At 39.6% G+C, this 17,399-nt stretch carries 17 protein-coding genes; 11 read left to right on the top strand and 6 right to left on the bottom strand.

The features are described from left to right. Window positions 1-7: 7 nt before the first annotated feature. Both IQ226_RS06595 and IQ226_RS06590 read left to right on the top strand, forming a co-directional pair. Window positions 8-772: an energy-coupling factor ABC transporter ATP-binding protein gene (locus IQ226_RS06595; RefSeq protein ID WP_193893614.1), complete on the top strand. Its 765-nt coding sequence runs from the start codon at window positions 8-10 to the stop codon at window positions 770-772. A 78-nt stretch (window positions 773-850) separates the two neighbouring features. After that, a complete protein-coding gene (locus IQ226_RS06590; RefSeq protein WP_193893611.1) occupies window positions 851-1,345 on the top strand; it encodes a hypothetical protein in 495 nt (164 codons plus the stop codon). Between the two features lie 229 nt (window positions 1,346-1,574). Here the strand turns inward: IQ226_RS06590 and IQ226_RS06585 are convergent, their stop codons facing one another. The 3 genes from IQ226_RS06585 to IQ226_RS06575 all read right to left on the bottom strand — a co-directional run bounded on the left by IQ226_RS06585 (window position 1,575) and on the right by IQ226_RS06575 (window position 4,264). Further along, the gene (locus IQ226_RS06585; RefSeq protein ID WP_193893608.1) at window positions 1,575-3,020 is read right to left on the bottom strand and encodes an ATP-dependent DNA helicase RecQ; all 1,446 of its coding nucleotides are present in this window, start codon (window positions 3,018-3,020) and stop codon (window positions 1,575-1,577) included. A gap of 82 nt (window positions 3,021-3,102) precedes the next feature. After that, entirely contained in the window at window positions 3,103-4,050 is a 948-nt protein-coding gene (locus IQ226_RS06580) for an isoaspartyl peptidase/L-asparaginase (protein ID WP_193893605.1), read from the bottom strand. A gap of 52 nt (window positions 4,051-4,102) precedes the next feature. Next, window positions 4,103-4,264: a DUF2256 domain-containing protein gene (locus IQ226_RS06575; protein WP_071992819.1), complete on the bottom strand. Its 162-nt coding sequence runs from the start codon at window positions 4,262-4,264 to the stop codon at window positions 4,103-4,105. Window positions 4,265-4,467: 203 nt separating this feature from the next. Here IQ226_RS06575 and IQ226_RS06570 point away from each other — a divergent pair, with 203 nt between their 5' ends. Together IQ226_RS06570 and IQ226_RS06565 are read left to right on the top strand one after the other, a co-directional pair. Next, complete coding sequence (locus IQ226_RS06570) at window positions 4,468-5,370, top strand: class I SAM-dependent methyltransferase (RefSeq protein WP_193893602.1); 903 nt, start codon at window positions 4,468-4,470, stop codon at window positions 5,368-5,370. A 310-nt stretch (window positions 5,371-5,680) separates the two neighbouring features. Beyond that, window positions 5,681-6,820: a quinone-dependent dihydroorotate dehydrogenase gene (locus tag IQ226_RS06565; protein WP_193893599.1), complete on the top strand. Its 1,140-nt coding sequence runs from the start codon at window positions 5,681-5,683 to the stop codon at window positions 6,818-6,820. Between the two features lie 27 nt (window positions 6,821-6,847). On the opposite strand, the gene IQ226_RS06560 is transcribed toward IQ226_RS06565, so the two are convergent. Next, a complete protein-coding gene (locus IQ226_RS06560; RefSeq protein ID WP_193893596.1) occupies window positions 6,848-7,573 on the bottom strand; it encodes a hypothetical protein in 726 nt (241 codons plus the stop codon). Between the two features lie 468 nt (window positions 7,574-8,041). Between IQ226_RS06560 and mreD the strand changes: the two genes are divergently transcribed. Then, window positions 8,042-8,659 carry a rod shape-determining protein MreD gene (gene mreD / locus IQ226_RS06555; RefSeq protein ID WP_193893593.1) on the top strand — a complete coding sequence of 206 codons (618 nt, stop codon included), beginning with the start codon at window positions 8,042-8,044 and terminating at the stop codon, window positions 8,657-8,659. A 5-nt stretch (window positions 8,660-8,664) separates the two neighbouring features. Next, window positions 8,665-9,843 (top strand): bifunctional diaminohydroxyphosphoribosylaminopyrimidine deaminase/5-amino-6-(5-phosphoribosylamino)uracil reductase RibD, encoded by a 1,179-nt coding sequence (ribD, locus tag IQ226_RS06550; RefSeq protein ID WP_193893590.1) that lies wholly within the window; start codon window positions 8,665-8,667, stop codon window positions 9,841-9,843. A gap of 17 nt (window positions 9,844-9,860) precedes the next feature. Here ribD and IQ226_RS06545 read toward each other — a convergent pair whose 3' ends face one another. After that, complete coding sequence (locus IQ226_RS06545; RefSeq protein WP_168645441.1) at window positions 9,861-10,079, bottom strand: hypothetical protein; 219 nt, start codon at window positions 10,077-10,079, stop codon at window positions 9,861-9,863. A 496-nt stretch (window positions 10,080-10,575) separates the two neighbouring features. Here IQ226_RS06545 and IQ226_RS06540 point away from each other — a divergent pair, with 496 nt between their 5' ends. Further along, window positions 10,576-12,720, top strand: coding sequence for a DNA phosphorothioation-associated putative methyltransferase (locus IQ226_RS06540; RefSeq protein WP_193893587.1), 2,145 nt, complete (start codon window positions 10,576-10,578; stop codon window positions 12,718-12,720). A gap of 8 nt (window positions 12,721-12,728) precedes the next feature. Here the strand turns inward: IQ226_RS06540 and IQ226_RS06535 are convergent, their stop codons facing one another. Next, entirely contained in the window at window positions 12,729-13,307 is a 579-nt protein-coding gene (locus IQ226_RS06535) for a hypothetical protein (protein ID WP_193893584.1), read from the bottom strand. Between the two features lie 233 nt (window positions 13,308-13,540). Here IQ226_RS06535 and IQ226_RS06530 point away from each other — a divergent pair, with 233 nt between their 5' ends. The 4 genes from IQ226_RS06530 to phoU all read left to right on the top strand — a co-directional run bounded on the left by IQ226_RS06530 (window position 13,541) and on the right by phoU (window position 17,263). Then, window positions 13,541-14,110 carry a pentapeptide repeat-containing protein gene (locus tag IQ226_RS06530; RefSeq protein ID WP_193893581.1) on the top strand — a complete coding sequence of 190 codons (570 nt, stop codon included), beginning with the start codon at window positions 13,541-13,543 and terminating at the stop codon, window positions 14,108-14,110. 199 nt (window positions 14,111-14,309) lie between these two features. After that, on the top strand, window positions 14,310-15,062 hold the full coding sequence (locus IQ226_RS06525; protein WP_193893579.1) for a winged helix-turn-helix domain-containing protein: 753 nt from the start codon (window positions 14,310-14,312) through the stop codon (window positions 15,060-15,062). Window positions 15,063-15,112: 50 nt separating this feature from the next. Beyond that, the gene (locus IQ226_RS06520) at window positions 15,113-16,432 is read left to right on the top strand and encodes an ATP-binding protein (protein ID WP_193893576.1); all 1,320 of its coding nucleotides are present in this window, start codon (window positions 15,113-15,115) and stop codon (window positions 16,430-16,432) included. A 162-nt stretch (window positions 16,433-16,594) separates the two neighbouring features. After that, window positions 16,595-17,263 carry a phosphate signaling complex protein PhoU gene (phoU, locus tag IQ226_RS06515; protein ID WP_193893573.1) on the top strand — a complete coding sequence of 223 codons (669 nt, stop codon included), beginning with the start codon at window positions 16,595-16,597 and terminating at the stop codon, window positions 17,261-17,263. Window positions 17,264-17,399: the final 136 nt, after the last annotated feature.

The following is a 17,399-nucleotide window of genomic DNA, read 5'->3' as shown; positions in this document are numbered from 1 at the left end:
GTGAATCTTGACATCATTAACTTCTAATCCCCAAATTTCCCTCTCTCAACCGCATACCAATGTCGTTGAAGTCCAAAATCTGGTCTATGCCTATTCACACCAGCAACCCGTATTACAAGAAATTTCTTTTAGCTTACAAACAGGCGATCGCGTTGCCTTAATGGGGGCTACAGGCTCAGGCAAAAGCACCTTATTAGAAAACCTCATCGGCTTAAAACATCCCCAAAGTGGCAGAATCTGGATTAACGGCATCCCCCTATTGCCAACCACCTTACCTCAAATACGCCAACAAATTGGTTTTAGCTTTCAAGATGCTAACGACCAATTATTTATGCCCACAATCCTGGAAGACCTTACTTTCGGACCCCTTAACTATGGTGTTTCACCCATAGCTGCAAAAGATAAAGCCCATCAACTATTAGCCGACTTCGGACTAGAAGCTTACGCCCACCGTTCCGCCCATGAACTTTCTGGAGGACAAAGACGTTTAGCCGCCTTAGCGGCAATTTTAGCCCTAGATCCAGCCATTCTCATCTTAGACGAACCCACCAACGGACTAGATCCAGCATGGCGACGACATTTAGCTCACGTATTATTAAAACTGCCCGTACAAGTGATGTTAATAGCTTCCCATGATCTCAATTGGCTAGGAAGAGTAACTCAACGGGCTTTAGTCCTATCTACGGGTAAAATCCAAATAGACAGCGACATTCAAACACTGTTGCAAGATGGCCAAACCTTAGATAAATTAGGGTTGCCAGTAGATTGGTAAACTGCTCAACACAGAAATTCGCAATTGCGAATTAATAATCAATTGGCTTAATATTTAGGGGACTTTAATGCTCTTGGGATGTTAATATTGTTTTCCCGTTATCCAGTTGTTGCTCCTGTTAGTCTGAGCATTGCTTTGTTAATTACTAGTTGCAGCGAGACTAAAATCTCCCAATGTCAGCGATTAGTTACAGTTGTCAATCAGGGTACAGCACTGATTGATATAAAAAAAGGTCAGCAAGTATCAACCAGCCTGCAATTATCCAAAGATTTAAAAAACGTTACTAAGTCTATTCAGGAATTAAATTTAAAAGATCCCAAACTGCAAGAATTTGAAACTAAATTTATCAAAATCTTTGATCATCTTAGTAAAGCCATAGCCAAAGCTTCTCAAGCACTTGGGGAAACTAAAAAAGCAGAAGCATCATCAGATGGTAGAGCAAAAATTGAAAAAGCCAGAAAAGAAATTGATTCCGCACTGACAACAGCCGCCAAAACTGCCGGTAAAGAATCAGATACTCTAGGCGTTCAATTAAATAAATATTGTAGCCAAGCAGAATCAATTAAAAATTGAGAAGTCAGGACTCAGAAGAAAGTAGGGACTGCGCCCGGAAGTCAACTTAACTTTTCCTCCTGAATGATATAACAATTCCCATATAAGTGAGGTACGAGAAGTCAGAATTAAACGCAGATCAACACAGATGAACACAGATAATTTTATACCTCATTAGCCCCCTCCTTGCCTGCGGGGAGGGGGTTGGGTGTGGGGTTATTGTCTTTCACACAGCCAAGAACCACTATAATTAATTTCCACAATTATCACAATGTCCACAACGCCAATTAGCAGTCGGTGTTTCAAAGCCAAAGGCATTTAATAAAAACTGCCAACGACACCTTTTAGTCGTGAGATATTCACTCATTTGTTTAGCAGCTTGTAATTGTGTTTTTTCTGGATTTTCTGACTGCAAAGACATAGAATAATGAAAAGGATCAAGCCATGCCAACTGTCCATTACTATGCAGAAGAGAAAGTGCCACAGCACTATTCGGAAATTCTTTAATTACAGTATTTATTTCTCCTTGGAGTGGTAATTGTTTGGCTAATTGTTGAGCTTTTTGTTGTTGCAATTTCATTTGTGACTCAAAAAACTTCTGTCTTTGCTTATCCTCAGCATCTAAAAATCCCGTTGGTTCACTTACCAAAGTTAAAACATCAGCAGGTTTACCATCTCTTCCCGCCCTGCCTATTTCTTGCACATATTCAGACAATAAATGTGGCGCATGAAAATGGACAACCCAGCGGACATCAGATTTATTTATCCCCATGCCAAAAGCACAGGTACACACCACAAAAGGGATTTTTCCACTTAACCAACTAGCTTCAATATCTCGGCGTTCTCCTGGACTCAATCCCGCGTGATAACTAGCAGTTTGATAACCAATTTCTGTTAACCATTTGGCTAAATCTTCACTATCTCTTCGAGTGCGTACATAAATTAACCCAACTTGCTTTGGTCGGTTTTGAATGAACTTTAATAATTGTTGTTTTCTGCCTCTAGGACTCCAAGCAATTCGGACAAGAGGATTTAAATTTTCTCGATAGGGATTAATCCGAAAAATCTCCGGTTGATCTAATTTTAAAACTGTAGAAATAGTCTTTTGAGCTAAAGTATCAGCCGTTGCCGTAAAGGCTGCTATACTAATTTTTGTTCCCGGTGGTTTTGATTTTAGTAAAGCTTCACGCACAGCCCCTAAACGCCGATAAGCCGGACGAAAAGTATCACCCCACTGCACTAAACAATGGGCTTCATCCAGAATTAAACCATTAATTTGCAGTTGAGGATTACACAACTTTTGCCATACTGCTGGACTGAGTAATGTTTCTGGTGATAAATACAATAATCTTAATTGCTGTTTTTCCAAAGCTTGCAAGGTTGTATTGCGTTGAGATGCAGTTAATTCACTGTGTAAAAGTGCTGCTTTTTGTGATAGTTGCCGTAATTCCTCAACTTGGTTTTCCATTAGTGCCACCAAAGGAGAAACTATTAAAGTCAATCCTGTTTTTAATAGGGCAGGAAGTTGAAAACAAATTGACTTTCCCCCACCAGTGGGCATAATAATTAGAGCATCTTTTTGTGATATTAAACAGTTAACAATTTCTTTTTGAGGAGGACGAAAATCGTCATATCCCCAAATTGCCTTTAATGCTGCGCGAACATCTTGCCAAGATTGTGTTACTGGGAGATTCATGTTTTTACCACAAAAGCACAAAGAACAATAAAGGGAAAAGAAAATAGAGGAAATATTTATCTTTACTTTTCCCAATTACCAATTACCAATTACCAATTAGTTCTTGATCATTCCATTCCAAAGTATCACCAATGTTTTCCCCATTGTGGTAAGCAGCTAGTAATACTTCACAGGTTTTACCATAGGATATCGCACCAGTGGCATCAAGAGCGATCGCCCCAAAATCCCGATTATTCCTCTTTGCTTCTGTAAATGATCGCTGCATAGCATCCTGTAGTGACATTCCATCAGTAACACGCACCACAACCTTAGCAGCTAAACACTCATCAATAATATCTTCCCCAATCCCCGTACAACTCACAGCCGCCTGACTAGTCGCATAATTACCCGCTGGCATAGCTGAATCACTGACTCGCCCAATGCGTTCAAAGCCTTTGCCCCCAGTGGAAGTACCAGCCGCTAATTTACCATAGCCATCCAAAGCGACAACACCAATCGTTCCCCTCCCAGCACTTTCTGCCATTTCTGGTTCTGCTACTACCCCAGCCATGGTTCTTTTAAAGTTATCCTGGCGTTCTAGAGTCCACTCTTTCAGGCGCAAATCCGTTAAACCATTGTAAATAGGCAGTTCCAACTCCCGCGCCAACTCAGCCGCACCATAATCAGACAAAACCCGATCATCAGCATCTTGTAAAAACAGCGCCATTTCAATCGGATTCTTCACCCGTGACACATTAATCACACCACTAAAGCGCCCTGTTGTCCCATCCATCATGGAAGCACTCATGCGGATTTGTCCATCAGATTGGAGGACAGAACCAGTACCAGCATTAAAGCGGGGTTCATCTTCCAACATCTGACAACCTCGAACTACAGCCTCAGTCGCACTTGCACCGTTTAGTAAAAGAGCATAAACTTCCGCAACAATCTGAGAAAGAGAATTGCGAACTGCGATTAATCCCCCCTTACCTTGGAGAGAACTACCAGCACCACCATGAATAATTAATTTAGGTTGCATTTGTAAAATCATTTATTTTCTTCGTAGGGGCGCAGGGCCTGCGCCCATATATTTATTGGTTGGTCTAACTCTCATTTTTAGCCTGAGAACGACGACGACGGCAACGTTCTGAACAATATTTCACTTCATCCCAACAATCTTGCCATTTTTTCCGCCAAGTAAACGGACGTTGACATACTACACAGATTTTTTCCGGTAAATCAGATTTAGAACAAGTAGGACGCATAACGTAACAATAACGTAACAATAAACACGAAAAACATCATCTATCAAAAAATACATCTAAAGACGGATGACAAGGATTTTTTAATACTTGTACTGTCTACAATTAACCAAGCAAAATTAATTACATAGGTTTTCCCAGATTCTACGATAATTTGCAGAAAACAGAATTTCAAGTCTGAAATTTCTGAAAAGGAGAAAATAAAAATGAAAATGGTTAATCGTTCTTGTCCAGTTTGCGGTTCAAAGGATCAGTCTAAAGTCTTTGCTGAGGCTGACTGTGATCTTAATCAATTGGACAGTTTTGCCTTTGCTTGTCGTAAACTGCTTGAATATATGCACTACAGACTGATATCTTGTCCAACTTGTGATGTACTGTATGCCAGTCCAATTCCTGAATTAAGTGAATTAGCAACCGCCTACCATGAACCTGCTTTTGATAGTTCGGAAGAAGCCCATTATGCGAGTCGTACTTATGCCAGTTTTCTACCCGAAATTATGCAACATATTCCTAATTTAGATGGTGCGATTGATATTGGCACAGGGGATGGAGCATTTTTAGAGGAATTGCTGCGTACAGGGTTTACTTCTGTTATTGGAGTAGAACCTTCCCAAGCACCTATTCTAGCGGCTAAGGAGGAAATACAACCATTAATTAAGCATGGTCTTTTCAGGGTTGAGGATTTCCAAGCGGGAACTTTTAGTCTTATTACTTGTTTTCAAACTTTAGAACATTTGTATGACCCTAAACAAATGTGTCAAGATGCTTATACTCTTGTCAAAAAAGGTGGGGCTGTTTTTTTCATTTGTCATAATCATCGCGCTCTCTCAGCTAAAATTTTGAGAATGAGATCTCCCATTTTTGATATTGAACATTTACAATTGTTCTCGGAAAAAAGTGCTAGATATCTTTTAAAAACAAATGGTTTTACAACGATAACAACTAAAGTTATCTTTAATCGTTATCCTTTACATTACTGGGTAAAATTATTCCCACTTCCTTTAAAACTCAAGCGCTTCTGTCTTTCTTTTCTGAAGAAGACAAAAATCGGCTACTTACCCGTTTCTATTCCCGCTGGTAATCTTGCAGTAATCGGCTATAAAAAGTGAAATTAAACTGGAAAATTTAGACTTAAAAAAATCTTCTCAGTTGGGATTTTTGCAAATTAAGTAGTGAAACAGAATGAGTTACACAATGTCATTGCAAATGGAACGAAGTGAAATGAAGCAATCGCAAGGGTTGTGATTGCTTCCCTTCGCTCGCAATGACTGTAAATATTTTTGTCCAATTACTTACCAGTTTTATAAATTACATCTACGAAATCAGAATTGAAAGAAGCAAAACATTTTTTAAAATTCTCAGATTTACGTAAAGCTATAATATGAATATAATTCTACGTTAACTGACTCGTAACCTAAATTGGATCTTTATAAATCATTAGTTGGTCATTTCCTATTTACTCTGGTGAAAACCGAACCGGAGTGGTTGCACAAACAAACCATCGGTAGTCTAAACTGGCTGTCGAAAGCCAGTTATTATCCTTCTACCAACTGGTTGAATAACCTCCTTCAGCAATATCTGTGTCTCAATGATCCACGATTAGAACAAACCATCCTGGGAATGAAATTTCCCAATCCTCTGGGTTTAGCGGCTGGATTTGACAAAGACGGCGTTGGTGCTAATATCTGGCATAATTTTAGTTTTGGTTTTGCTGAATTGGGTACTGTGACTTATCACCCCCAACCGGGAAATCCGCCCCCTCGGTTGTTTCGTTTACCTTTAGATCAAGCAGCACTTAATCGGATGGGTTTTAATAATGGCGGTGCTGTGGCTATGGCCGCAAGACTGAAGGAGGGGAAAGAAAAGTTGAATTATCCAATACCCATACCTATAGGTATAAATTTAGGTAAATCCAAGATCACACCTTTGGAATTAGCAGCCCAGGATTATCTAGAGAGTTTTCGATTGCTAAAGGATTTGGGTGATTATTTTGTAGTTAATGTTTCTTCTCCCAATACTCCGGGATTGCGATCGCTCCAAGATGCTGCCATGCTCAGTCAAATATTGGACGGACTACAACAGGAAAACACTGCCCGAAAACCCATATTTGTGAAAATAGCCCCCGATTTAGAATGGGAGGCTATATCTGACATTATTGTGCTAGTAAAAACTTACCAAATCGCTGGTTTAATCGCCACCAACACCACGATTAGCCGGGAAGGACTCAAAACCCAAATAATTGAAAAAACTGGTAAATCCCCCCAAGAGGAAGCGGGAGGAATTAGTGGAAAACCAGTGCGCGATCGCTCCACAGAAGTAATTCGCTTTATTTACCAACAAACCCAGGGACAAATGCCCATCATTGGCGTAGGTGGCATATTTACCGCCGAGGATGCTTGGGAGAAAATCACAGCCGGTGCTTGTCTGATTCAAACCTATACAGGCTGGATCTATGAAGGACCAATGATGCTACGCCGTATCCTCGCCGGTTTATTAACCAAACTAGAAGAAAACGGCTTAACATCTATTAGTCAGGCGATCGGAATGGGGAATAGGTAATGGGTAATAAATATTTCCCCCTGCCTCCTATTCTTCTACGGGGAAAAAATCCTTAGACTTACGAGAATAAGACCAAGCAATACCATCAGGATCACGGCTACGAGACCACTGGGTAAAATCTGGGTCATTGCGTCGTTTGTAAACCGTACTAGAATAGACATTGAGCCGTTTGGCTAATTCAGATTGAATCAGCGAACCAAAAACTAACTGTTCTTCTAGAGGCTTTTTGGCTTCATCATGGTTTGCTGTCGGCAAAGATTCAGATTGCGCTTCCTCCTCCTGGGGTATTGATGAAGGTGGAGCTAAAAACGAGCGGGCAATTTTAGTAACTGGTTGAGCGGCCAGTTTTTCTACCAATTCACTACTATCAAGAATATCGCCAAGAATACTGGCATTAATAAAGTAGTACGATTGATCCTCCTCATTTTCTGAATCTAGTACACTAGCACCAAATTCCCTAGCTTTGCCATCTAAATAGCTTTTTGCCGCCTCTCCAGAAAAATTACCCTTGATTGCCAAGTCCATGGGCGTAATTTTCCCCTGATTTTCCTGAATTAACTCATAAAAAAGCGGATTAACTTGATTGCACCACTTTTCCCATCTAGATTGCTGCCAAAGATTGAAAACCATTAACAGACCTAAGATTACCAGTAAAACTTTCCAGGTATTGACTAGGAAAACAATCAAAAACGATATCGGCAAAATTAGAACGAGAAAACTTTTGCCTGAGTTTTCCATGATTTTTTCATTCATGCTGATTTTTGCCAAATTAATTTTTAGAAAATAATATTTCTATCTTGGCAAAAATTTGGACATTTGTTTGTATCTTTTGGCAAAATTGTGGCTAATTATTCGGCAAAAGCTACTGATATAATAAAAATGTAACTAATTATACAAGTGTATTTTTCCAGCTTTTGAGAAATTAATCTGTAGTCAGATTAGGTTGAGAAAGATTAAAATTAAGCGATGACATAGCGGTATGCACTGGTAGGAGATCCTAATTTTCATCCCAGATGCTGACACCGAAAGGCTGTTAAGTAGGTTGGCGTTGAAAATTGTCGTTATAGTCAGGCAAAAGGCAGGAGGCAAGAGTAAAGAGTAAAGAAGTTTTCAGCGATTTTACGTTTCTTTACACAGTTTTGTTTGATTGTGTTCACCTACTTACTCCTGATTGCCGACTGCCTAGAGCTACTATAATAACCAATCACTAATCATTAAAATATGAAGATACCTGGATTTACAAGTAAAAGAAATAAAAAATCAACTTCAACTAGACGAAAATCCTATTTTTTGATTCCCCCATTAGCGCTTTGGCATCCTTGGTGGCATCAATTTATGAATTGGATGGTAATATTTTTAACTGTGATGCTATGCTTACTAATGTTGCCAACTCGTCTTCCTGGAATGGAATTATTAGGCATTGGTCCTAACTGGCTACTGATTTGGGTAGTGGCTTGGAGTGTTAATCGCTCAGTATTTTCTGGTCTGCTGTCAGGGATCATTTTGGGACTATTGCAAGATGCCATGACATCACCAAATCCGACTCATGCCTTGGGTTTGGGAATTGTGGGAATGTTAACAGCCCTGATGCAAAAACAGCGGTTTATTCAAGAAGACTTTATTTCTATCGCTTTAATTGTATTTGTGATGGCTGTGGTGGCAGACACTATTTTTGCTTTCCAGTTATCTTGGGAAGGAAATCGTCATGCAGCCAGTATTTGGACATATTACCAGCGTGCGACCTTAGCTTCAGCAATTCTGAGTAGTTTGTGGGCGCCTGTGGTTTATTATCCTCTTAATCGCTGGTGGCAGCAGATGAAATTAATTCGTAATTCTTAAGTCAAATGGATAATTTTCCAGGAGTCTCTCCAGCATCTACATCCTTACCTGAAAACCATCAATTTGCACAGCCTGTAGTCCCGGAATTAGTAGGTAATGACTTTGATTCGCGGATGATGCTACGGTGCGTGGAATTAGCTCGTCTGGCGTTGGGATACACTTCACCAAATCCCCTAGTGGGGGCGGTGGTTGTCCAGAATGGGGAGATTGTGGGAGAAGGTTTTCATCCCCGTGCCGGTGAACCTCACGCTGAGGTTTTTGCTCTCAGAGCAGCGGGAGAACGGGCGCACTCAAGCACTGTTTATGTGAGTCTTGAGCCTTGTAATCACTATGGACGGACTCCTCCCTGTTCGGAAGGATTAATCAATGCTGGTGTGTCTAAGGTGGTGGTAGGAATGGTTGATCCTAATCCCTTGGTAGCAGGTGGCGGGATTGCGCGGCTAAGGGCTGCGGGAATCGAAGTGGTAGTTGGAGTGGAGGAAGCGGCTTGTCGGCGTTTAAATGAAGGGTTTATTCATCGCATTCTCTATCAACGACCTTTAGGTATTTTGAAATATGCTATGACTTTAGATGGTAAAATTGCCACTACTGCTGGTCATAGTGCTTGGGTAACAAATCAAGATGCTCGCACTGAGGTGTATCAATTACGAGGGGCTTGCGATGCGGTGATTGTTGGTGGGAATACAGTGAGAAAAGATAATCCTTTTTTGACTAGCCATCAAGTAGCTGCTCATAATCCTCTACGAGTGGTGATGAGTCGTAGCTTGAATTTACCAGAACAGGCTTGTCTATGGGATACTCAGGAAGCTCCAACTTTGGTTGTAACGGAAGTTGGCAGTTCACAAACTTTTCAAAAAATGCTGCGGTCAAAAGGGGTGGAAGTTGTGGAATTTAGCTCCCTCACTCCAGGAGCAGTAATGAATCATTTATATGAGCGCGGTTTTTGTAGCGTGCTATGGGAATGTGGGGGTATTTTAGCAGCTAGTGCGATCGCTCAAGGTGCTGTCCAAAAAATTATGGCATTTATCGCCCCCAAAATTATCGGTGGAGATCATGCTCCTACACCTGTGGGAGACTTGGGTTTAACTAGCATGACTGAAGCCTTACCGTTGGAACGGGTAAGTTGGCGAATTGTCGGTAATGATTGCTTAGTAGAAGGTTATTTACCATTGAAAGTTAAATAAACAGCACAGCCACTTGACTATGACTGTTGGCGTTCATAAGCTAAATCACGAATTAGACTCAACCGAGACTGAATGTAATCACACAAGAAATCAGTTTCATGGGGATCTAAAAAAGCTTGATTAGTTATTTGTTTCACCAACCACTGCACCAAACTAGCATCATCCAGCTGTAAAAGTGTTACTGTGTGGGTGGCTTCAACGATAGACCAAAGCTGACGCATGATAGTTGGAGTCATTAGACCTCTATTTAATCATTAGTTTAGTTCTTTTCAGATTACACAATTCTGATATTAACTGACTGCATAAATGTACAACTAGATATAACTATTATTAAAAATTTAATAAATGACCAAATGTTTTGCTGAAAATTAAGAAATGTCAAGTTATATAAATTAACTTAATTTAACTTAACTAAGACCAGAGTTTGTCATTAGTGAACGTTATTTTTGGTTGTGTTTTACTCTTTTTACAAAAAAGGGAACAGGGAACAGGGAACAGGGAACAGATAAGAAACACTCATTTGCACCAGTTTAGAGCTTCAGTTTTAAAGTTTAAGCTGTTACGCAGCTAAATTTGATAACCATAATTTACTTGAACTTTGTAGTGCGGGCATCTTGCCCGCTAGAATTATACAAACTAAATGCACAACAGCTTATTAACTTCCAATTTCAGATTTTTTGTACTAAGGTAAATGTAACCAGGTTATCTATATTTTGACAAGATGACAAAGTAATGGTTCAACCCGATAACATAAGGAATGCAGTTGAGGAAAACCTCTCAACGTTTCATTCTATTGATATAGATAGCATAAATAAATATTGCCAAAACAATCTTGTTGGCAAAATGTTACCTGATGCCTTTTACATTCACATTTTAGCTTTACATACTCTTGATCCTTGGCTTCAGGAATATGAAAGCCGCGCCCGTAGTGTCTTACCTAAAGTTCAGGTGACAACTATAGTCAAGTTTAGCACAAACAAACCCAAGATATCCTATCTATTTTATCCTGATTTTGATACTGATCCTCATCCAGCTTTACAAGCTAGTATTCAGGTTGACGTAGAAACTCTAGAAGTTGGTTATCGGGATTATAGCGATTCAGAAAATCCCCCCATTCTGCACCGCAAAGAAACTTTTGTGACTCCAGAATATCCCCTCTATGAGGAGTTTGCAGCTTTGACTCGCGCTCAAGTTGCTTTAGGGTTGCTTAATCATCCTAAAGGAATTGGTACTAGGTTGGGTTGGGAACAACGGTTACAAGTTTTTGGGGTGGAAGTACAAGGACATCGCTTAATTAAACGGGAAAGTGGTTCTATAGCTACAAAGATAGTTCCCAAAATAGACCGTCACAAAGCCGCAATTATTCGCCCTGATTTGTCTCGCCCTGTGCGGTTAGCTTTGGAATTGAGCTTATTTAGTCCAGAAACCACCTTTTTTGATTATGGTTGTGGACATGGTGGAGATGTTACCCGCATTGCTGAACATGGTTATACAAGTTGTGGCTGGGACCCTTATTACTCGCCAGATACACCGAAAATAGCTGCAGATATTGTCAATATTGGTTTTGTCATCAATGTGATTGAAAATCAGAGCGAGCGCCGGGAAGCCTTAATTCAAGCTTGGGAACTAACTCAAAAGGTGTTGCTAGTAGCTGCCCAAGTGTTAATATCTGATATTAGGCGGGGTGTAATTGCTTATGGAGATGGCATCATTACTAATCGTAACACATTTCAGAAATATTATGAGCAGGAAGAATTAAAAATTTACATTGACCAAGTGTTAGGAGTTGACGCAATTCCTGTGGCTTTGGGGGTGTATTTTGTGTTTCGAGATGAGGCTGAAGCGGAGTTATTTCGTGCTTCTCGCTTCCGTTCCCGTGCGACTACTCCCAGAATCCGTCTTTGTGTAAAACGGTTTGAGGAACATCAGGAATTATTAGCACCGCTAATGAATTTTATCACGGAACGGGGCAGAATGCCTATTAAGGGAGAATTACCTCAAGAAGAGGCAATTATTCAGGAATTTGGGAGTTTACGTCGGGCGTTTAATACCATTATACAGGCAACGGACTCGGAAGAATGGCAAGCGATCGCCGACAAACGCCGTCAAGATATAATGGTTTATTTAGCACTATGTAATTTTAGCCGTCGTCCCCGATTAGGACAATTAACCCCCGCAGTACAAGAGGACATTTTAGGCTTATATAGTAGTTATAAACAAGCCTGTTTAGATGCTGACCAAATGTTACGCAGTTTGGGAAATACAGAACTCATTATCAAACGTTGTCAAGAAAGTAAGGTAGGTAAGAAGTTACCTAATTCCCTTTGGGTGCATATTTCTGCATTACAAGCAGTTGACCCTTTATTACGTCTTTATGAAGGTTGCGCTAGTCGCACCATTGGACGGTTAGAAGAGGCTAATGTGATTAAATTTCATCTAAAAACTCCCAAAATTTCCTATTTATTTTATCCTGATTTTGATATTAACCCCCATCCTATTTTATCAAAAGTCATGACAATTGATTTGCGAGATTTGCACGTTACCTATCAAGATTATGATCAAGAAGATGACCCACCAATCTTACACCAAATAGAAGCTTTAGTTACTCCCGATTATCCCCAATATGAGAAATTTGCTAAATTAACTCGTCAAGAAGAAGATAGAGGACTTTTGGATAATTGGCATAGTATTAGTCATGTTTCTGGCTGGAAAAAATGTTTAAAAGAAAATTGTACTGTTATTGATGGTTATCGGTTATCTTGGGCTAAAGATGCAGATGCTTATAAGTTGAAAGCACTTAAGGCAGCTTTGAGAACTCGACAAAGAAAAAAGAATGTTGCTCACGCAGAGACGCAGAGGCGCAGAGAAGAGGAATAGAGGGTTATTTATGTTTGTTTTGCTAGTTTTATCCAGTCTTCGATTCCTTTTTTTGTGGGGATTCCTGAGTTATTAAATGTCCAAATATCTCGTTTATGTTGTTGTCCATAACTAATATGAATTGGTTGGTTATGACTATAAAAATAGAGGGAATCAAAGGGTAGTTTTGTTTGTAATATCCATTCTACTAATTGTGTACTCGGTAAATCTGTAATTAGAAAATCGCAAGCAGCACCTAATCTTTCACAGTAGTATTTACCTTTTTTGTTGATTTCATGGCTAATATGTTGGTCAAGATGCGGAGCTACCCGTCCATTTTTTTGCCCTGTAATTGGGTCTTTTTTCTCTAGATACTTTTTTAGTTCTGGAGAACAAAAACCGTAGGTAAGTCGAAATTTTTCTCGACTAAAATAATCTATCACTGGGTCAATGATAAATTTATTTAAATCCTGTAATGCAGGAATTACTTCTGGTAGATTTTGTGGATAGGGGTTGATATTTTGAGCATATTTATGATAGGTTTGAGTGCAGGTACAAAATTCTTCTAAATTTAGATATTTTCCTAGCTTTAAATTATGAGTATTCATAAATACTGGATAGTTATGAAACCTGTAATTCTATTGTAGCATTTATTGAAACTCTAGGTTATTAATTGCTCAGAAGTTAAAAAATGTGAATAAATTTATAATTGGAATTTTATTTATGTTTAGATCAAATCAACAACAGAGTTAAACCATACTCTCAATAATTATCCTGTCATCAATATTTAATTTAATTATTTTTTAATTTTGTCCGACTACTTACCAAGGTCTAAAAAACTATGAATGTTCAAGAACTTTTAGATAGGTATGCAACAGGGGAAAGAAGCTTTAACTGCATTGCTTTACCAGGAGCAAATCTCCAGGGAGTCAACTTGGGTGGTGTAGACTTCGGCAGAGCAGATTTAAGAGGAGCAAACCTAACAGCAGCTTCTTTAAGTGGAGCTAATTTGAGTAAAGCAAATCTTCAAGGAGCAATCTTAACAAGAGCGCATTTATCTGAGGTTATTCTTTGTGGTGCTGATTTGACTCAAGCTACATTAAAAACTGCTCATTTAAATGAATCAGACCTCAGTGGTGCATTGTTGAGTTGTGCTAATTTGTGTGATGCTAATTTACACATGGCATCAATTTCCGCCGCGAATTTGCAGGGTGCAAACCTCAGTGGTGCAAAAATGGGAGGTGTAAGAATGTGGAAAGCAAACTTACAAGGTGCGGATTTGAGTGGTGCAGATTTAAGCGAGGCTAATTTATGCGAAGTGAACTTAACTGGAGCTAATTTGGATGATACAGATATGAGTGAAACTTTCCTCACAGGAGCAATTATGCCTGATGGTAGTATTCATAGCTGATCTTTACATCGTAGGTTGGGTTGACGCAAGGAAACCCAAACAAATCATTAATCCTGTTGGGTTAAGAGTCGCTCAACCCAACCTACATTTCCCTAACCGAACAGTATTGCAATTAACGTAAATACAAAGAAAATCAAAATAAATCTATGATTGGTATGATTTATAATATACTAGACTTTGTTATACACTGAAAAAGTTAATGTATACCAGTGAATTAGCTAAGTATTCTGCCAGGGCAGATATTGGACAAACAAGCCGTATTCTCGTAGTCGAAGACGAAGAACTAATTCGGGAAATGTTAGTTGTAGCCTTGGAAGGGGAAGGTTATGAGGTAATTATTGCTAGTGATGGCAGAACGGCAATAGAATATCTGAAGAGTTGTGAAGATAATTCTGAAGAATTGTCCTTGGATTTGGTGCTGTTGGATTTGATGTTGCCGCAAATTAATGGTCTGGATATTTGCCGTTTTTTGCGCCACCAGGGCAACTCAGTACCAATTTTGATGTTGAGTGCTAAGGGTAGTGAAACTGACCGAGTGCTGGGCTTGGAGGTGGGTGCTGATGACTATTTGACGAAACCGTTTAGTATGCGAGAATTGGTGGCACGGTGTCGGGCGTTACTTCGTCGTCAACGTTTAAGTGCATTGCCACAAGTTCCGATTCTCAAGCACAAAGATATAACTTTAAATGCTCAAGAGTGCCGGGTAACGGTGCGGGGAGAAGAGGCGAATTTGTCTCCGAAGGAGTTCCGGCTGTTAGAATTATTTATGAGTTATACCCGACGAGTGTGGTCACGGGAGCAGTTGTTGGATCAGATATGGGGTCCAGATTTTGTCGGGGATAGCAAAACTGTGGATGTTCATATTCGCTGGCTACGGGAAAAGCTGGAGGAAGATCCTAGTCATCCAGAATATATTGTGACTGTGAGGGGTTTTGGTTACAGATTTGGGTGATTCGTGAAGATAGTTGTTAGTTTTGAATCATACACCAACTAACGACTTCCATGCTTTTTCTGGGTTTTTTTCTGGGTTTAGTTGTCGGCCTTGGTTTTTGGGTTTGGCAACAGGTTCACCTGAACTGGTATTTAGAGCGATTGTTGCAACCGTTAAATTCTCATTCTCGTAAAATCAATCACATTAGGTTGCTGCTAAGACCTCGCTTACGGCAGGATATGTCTATGGTGAATAAACAACGACAGGATTTGCAGCAATCATTGTCTATGTATCAGGAATTGCTAAATTTTGCACCTGTGGGATATTTGCAGGTAGATGAGGAAAATCAACTGCTATGGTGCAATCAGCAAGCGCGAGAAATTTTATATCTTCAAAGGTGGCAACCAGGGCAGGTGCGTTTGTTGTTAGAGTTGGTGCGGTCTTATGAATTAGATCAGTTAATTGAACAAACTCGTGATTGGCAAAAGCCACAGGTGCAAGAATGGGTTTTTCATCCTGCTTGTGAGGATGCTAGGGAGATGACAGCGGTAAAATCTATGCTGGTGCGGGCTTCTAGTTTGCCTTTGACAACGGGACAAGTGGGGGTATTTTTGGAAAATTGCCAATCTGTGTTAGATATGAAGCAAGAACGCGATCGCTCTTTTTCTGATTTAGCCCATGAACTGAGAACACCTCTTACAGCTATTCGTCTGGTAGTGGAAACTCTGCAAACCCGTCTAGAACCACCTTTAGACCGTTGGGTTAATAGGTTAATGCAAGAGGTTGACCGACTGATTAATTTGGTGCAAAGTTGGTTGGAACTGACGCAAATGGAAAATAATCCGACCATGCAGTTAAATTTAGAAATGGTGGAAATGCGATCGCTCATCCTTTCAGCATGGGAAACTCTAGAACCAATTGCCCAACGTCAATCTTTGAGTATTAACTATACTGGATTAGAAAACATCTACATTCAAGCAGATAAATTCCAACTTTATCAAGTATTCGTTAACTTGCTAGATAATAGCATTAAATATAGTCCCACTCAAACCACTATTGACATTGAAACTAAAATAATTTCTACTGATAACGGTCAAATGTTGGAAATCAACATTATTGACTCCGGTATTGGCTTTGCTGTTGCTGATTTACCCCACGTATTTGAACGCTTTTATCGCGGAGACAAAGCTCGGTATCGTTCACCACTTAATGAAGTCAATTCGACAACGGGAATTGCTGGTAGTGGATTAGGTTTAGCCATTGTCCAGCAAATAATTATTGCCCATAATGGTGCAATTAAAGCTATGAACCATCCAGAAACAGGGGGTGCATGGGTTCAACTTCAATTCTCTCAGATCATGACAAATACACCTAGCCAAGATTATAGTTAACGTGAGTTCGGAGTTCGGAGACGCTACGCGAACGGAGTTATGATTTTCTCAACGAGATCATCAGGGTTTGAGACTCATACTTGGGGCAGTTTTCCACAAATTATCGTTATGTCGAACTCACGTTATAGTTGATGAAATATATACACTTTTTATATAACCAGTGTGAAAACTGTATTTGATACACCAAATCATAAAATACCGCAAATAGAACGCTCCATTAGGCGTTTAGAACGGGATTTATTACGCATGGGTGCTTTAGTAGAACAATCATTTCGTCTGAGTCATCAAGCCTTATTTGCCGGTGACTTGATAGCAGCGGAACAAATACCCAAATTAGATAAGAAAATTGATCGCTTTTATCGGCAAATAGAATCCGATTGCACAACTATTATCATTCGTCAAGCACCTACGGAAAAAGATTTGCGATGTTTAAGTGCTTTTATGCAGTTAGTTCGTGACCTAGAACGGATTGGGGATTATGCCAAAGACCTAGCAGAAATTGCCATTAAACTTTTTCCTTATCCTCAACATAGTTCCTTGCCAGAAATCGCCATTATGTCCCAGCACGCCCAAGCAATGTTAGCAACTTGTTTGGTAGCCTTAGCGGATTTGGATGAAACCAGTGGACAAAGAATGAAGCAGTTAGATGATGCTGTAGATAATGCTTATGAGCATCTTTATCAAACCTTTGCCCAACAGGAAAATTTTCCCGGAGTCATGGAACCAATTCTGCTGTTAACCTTAGCAATTCGTTGTTTAGAACGGATGGCAGATCACGCAACCAATATTGCCCAACGAGTCACATATATTGTTACAGGTCAGCGATCGTAAATTTGATATTGATTGTTATCAATACATACCATAAGCAGAGTATAATCTCAAATTTACCAGATAATAAATAAATCACCATCTTGTATAAAAATTTTAATATTTAGTTGTTTTAATTGCCATTAATGATGTAGAATCA

It is taken from the genome of Dolichospermum sp. LEGE 00240 (assembly GCF_015207875.1).
Classification (GTDB): Bacteria; Cyanobacteriota; Cyanobacteriia; order Cyanobacteriales; family Nostocaceae; genus Dolichospermum; species Dolichospermum gracile.
The sequence above is the reverse complement of the archived record's forward strand: the minus strand, read 5'-3'. Positions and strand labels throughout refer to the sequence as shown.

Coding starts and splice junctions, on each gene's coding strand:
- IQ226_RS06590 (WP_193893611.1), top strand. CDS start 851: ATGTTAATATTGTTTTCCCGTTATCCAGTTGTTGCTCCTGTTAGTCTG.
- IQ226_RS06585 (WP_193893608.1), bottom strand. CDS start 3,020: ATGAATCTCCCAGTAACACAATCTTGGCAAGATGTTCGCGCAGCATTA.
- IQ226_RS06580 (WP_193893605.1), bottom strand. CDS start 4,050: ATGATTTTACAAATGCAACCTAAATTAATTATTCATGGTGGTGCTGGT.
- IQ226_RS06575 (WP_071992819.1), bottom strand. CDS start 4,264: ATGCGTCCTACTTGTTCTAAATCTGATTTACCGGAAAAAATCTGTGTA.
- IQ226_RS06570 (WP_193893602.1), top strand. CDS start 4,468: ATGAAAATGGTTAATCGTTCTTGTCCAGTTTGCGGTTCAAAGGATCAG.
- IQ226_RS06560 (WP_193893596.1), bottom strand. CDS start 7,573: ATGAATGAAAAAATCATGGAAAACTCAGGCAAAAGTTTTCTCGTTCTA.
- mreD (WP_193893593.1), top strand. CDS start 8,042: ATGAAGATACCTGGATTTACAAGTAAAAGAAATAAAAAATCAACTTCA.
- ribD (WP_193893590.1), top strand. CDS start 8,665: ATGGATAATTTTCCAGGAGTCTCTCCAGCATCTACATCCTTACCTGAA.
- IQ226_RS06545 (WP_168645441.1), bottom strand. CDS start 10,079: ATGACTCCAACTATCATGCGTCAGCTTTGGTCTATCGTTGAAGCCACC.
- IQ226_RS06540 (WP_193893587.1), top strand. CDS start 10,576: ATGGTTCAACCCGATAACATAAGGAATGCAGTTGAGGAAAACCTCTCA.
- IQ226_RS06535 (WP_193893584.1), bottom strand. CDS start 13,307: ATGAATACTCATAATTTAAAGCTAGGAAAATATCTAAATTTAGAAGAA.
- IQ226_RS06530 (WP_193893581.1), top strand. CDS start 13,541: ATGAATGTTCAAGAACTTTTAGATAGGTATGCAACAGGGGAAAGAAGC.
- IQ226_RS06525 (WP_193893579.1), top strand. CDS start 14,310: ATGTATACCAGTGAATTAGCTAAGTATTCTGCCAGGGCAGATATTGGA.
- IQ226_RS06520 (WP_193893576.1), top strand. CDS start 15,113: ATGCTTTTTCTGGGTTTTTTTCTGGGTTTAGTTGTCGGCCTTGGTTTT.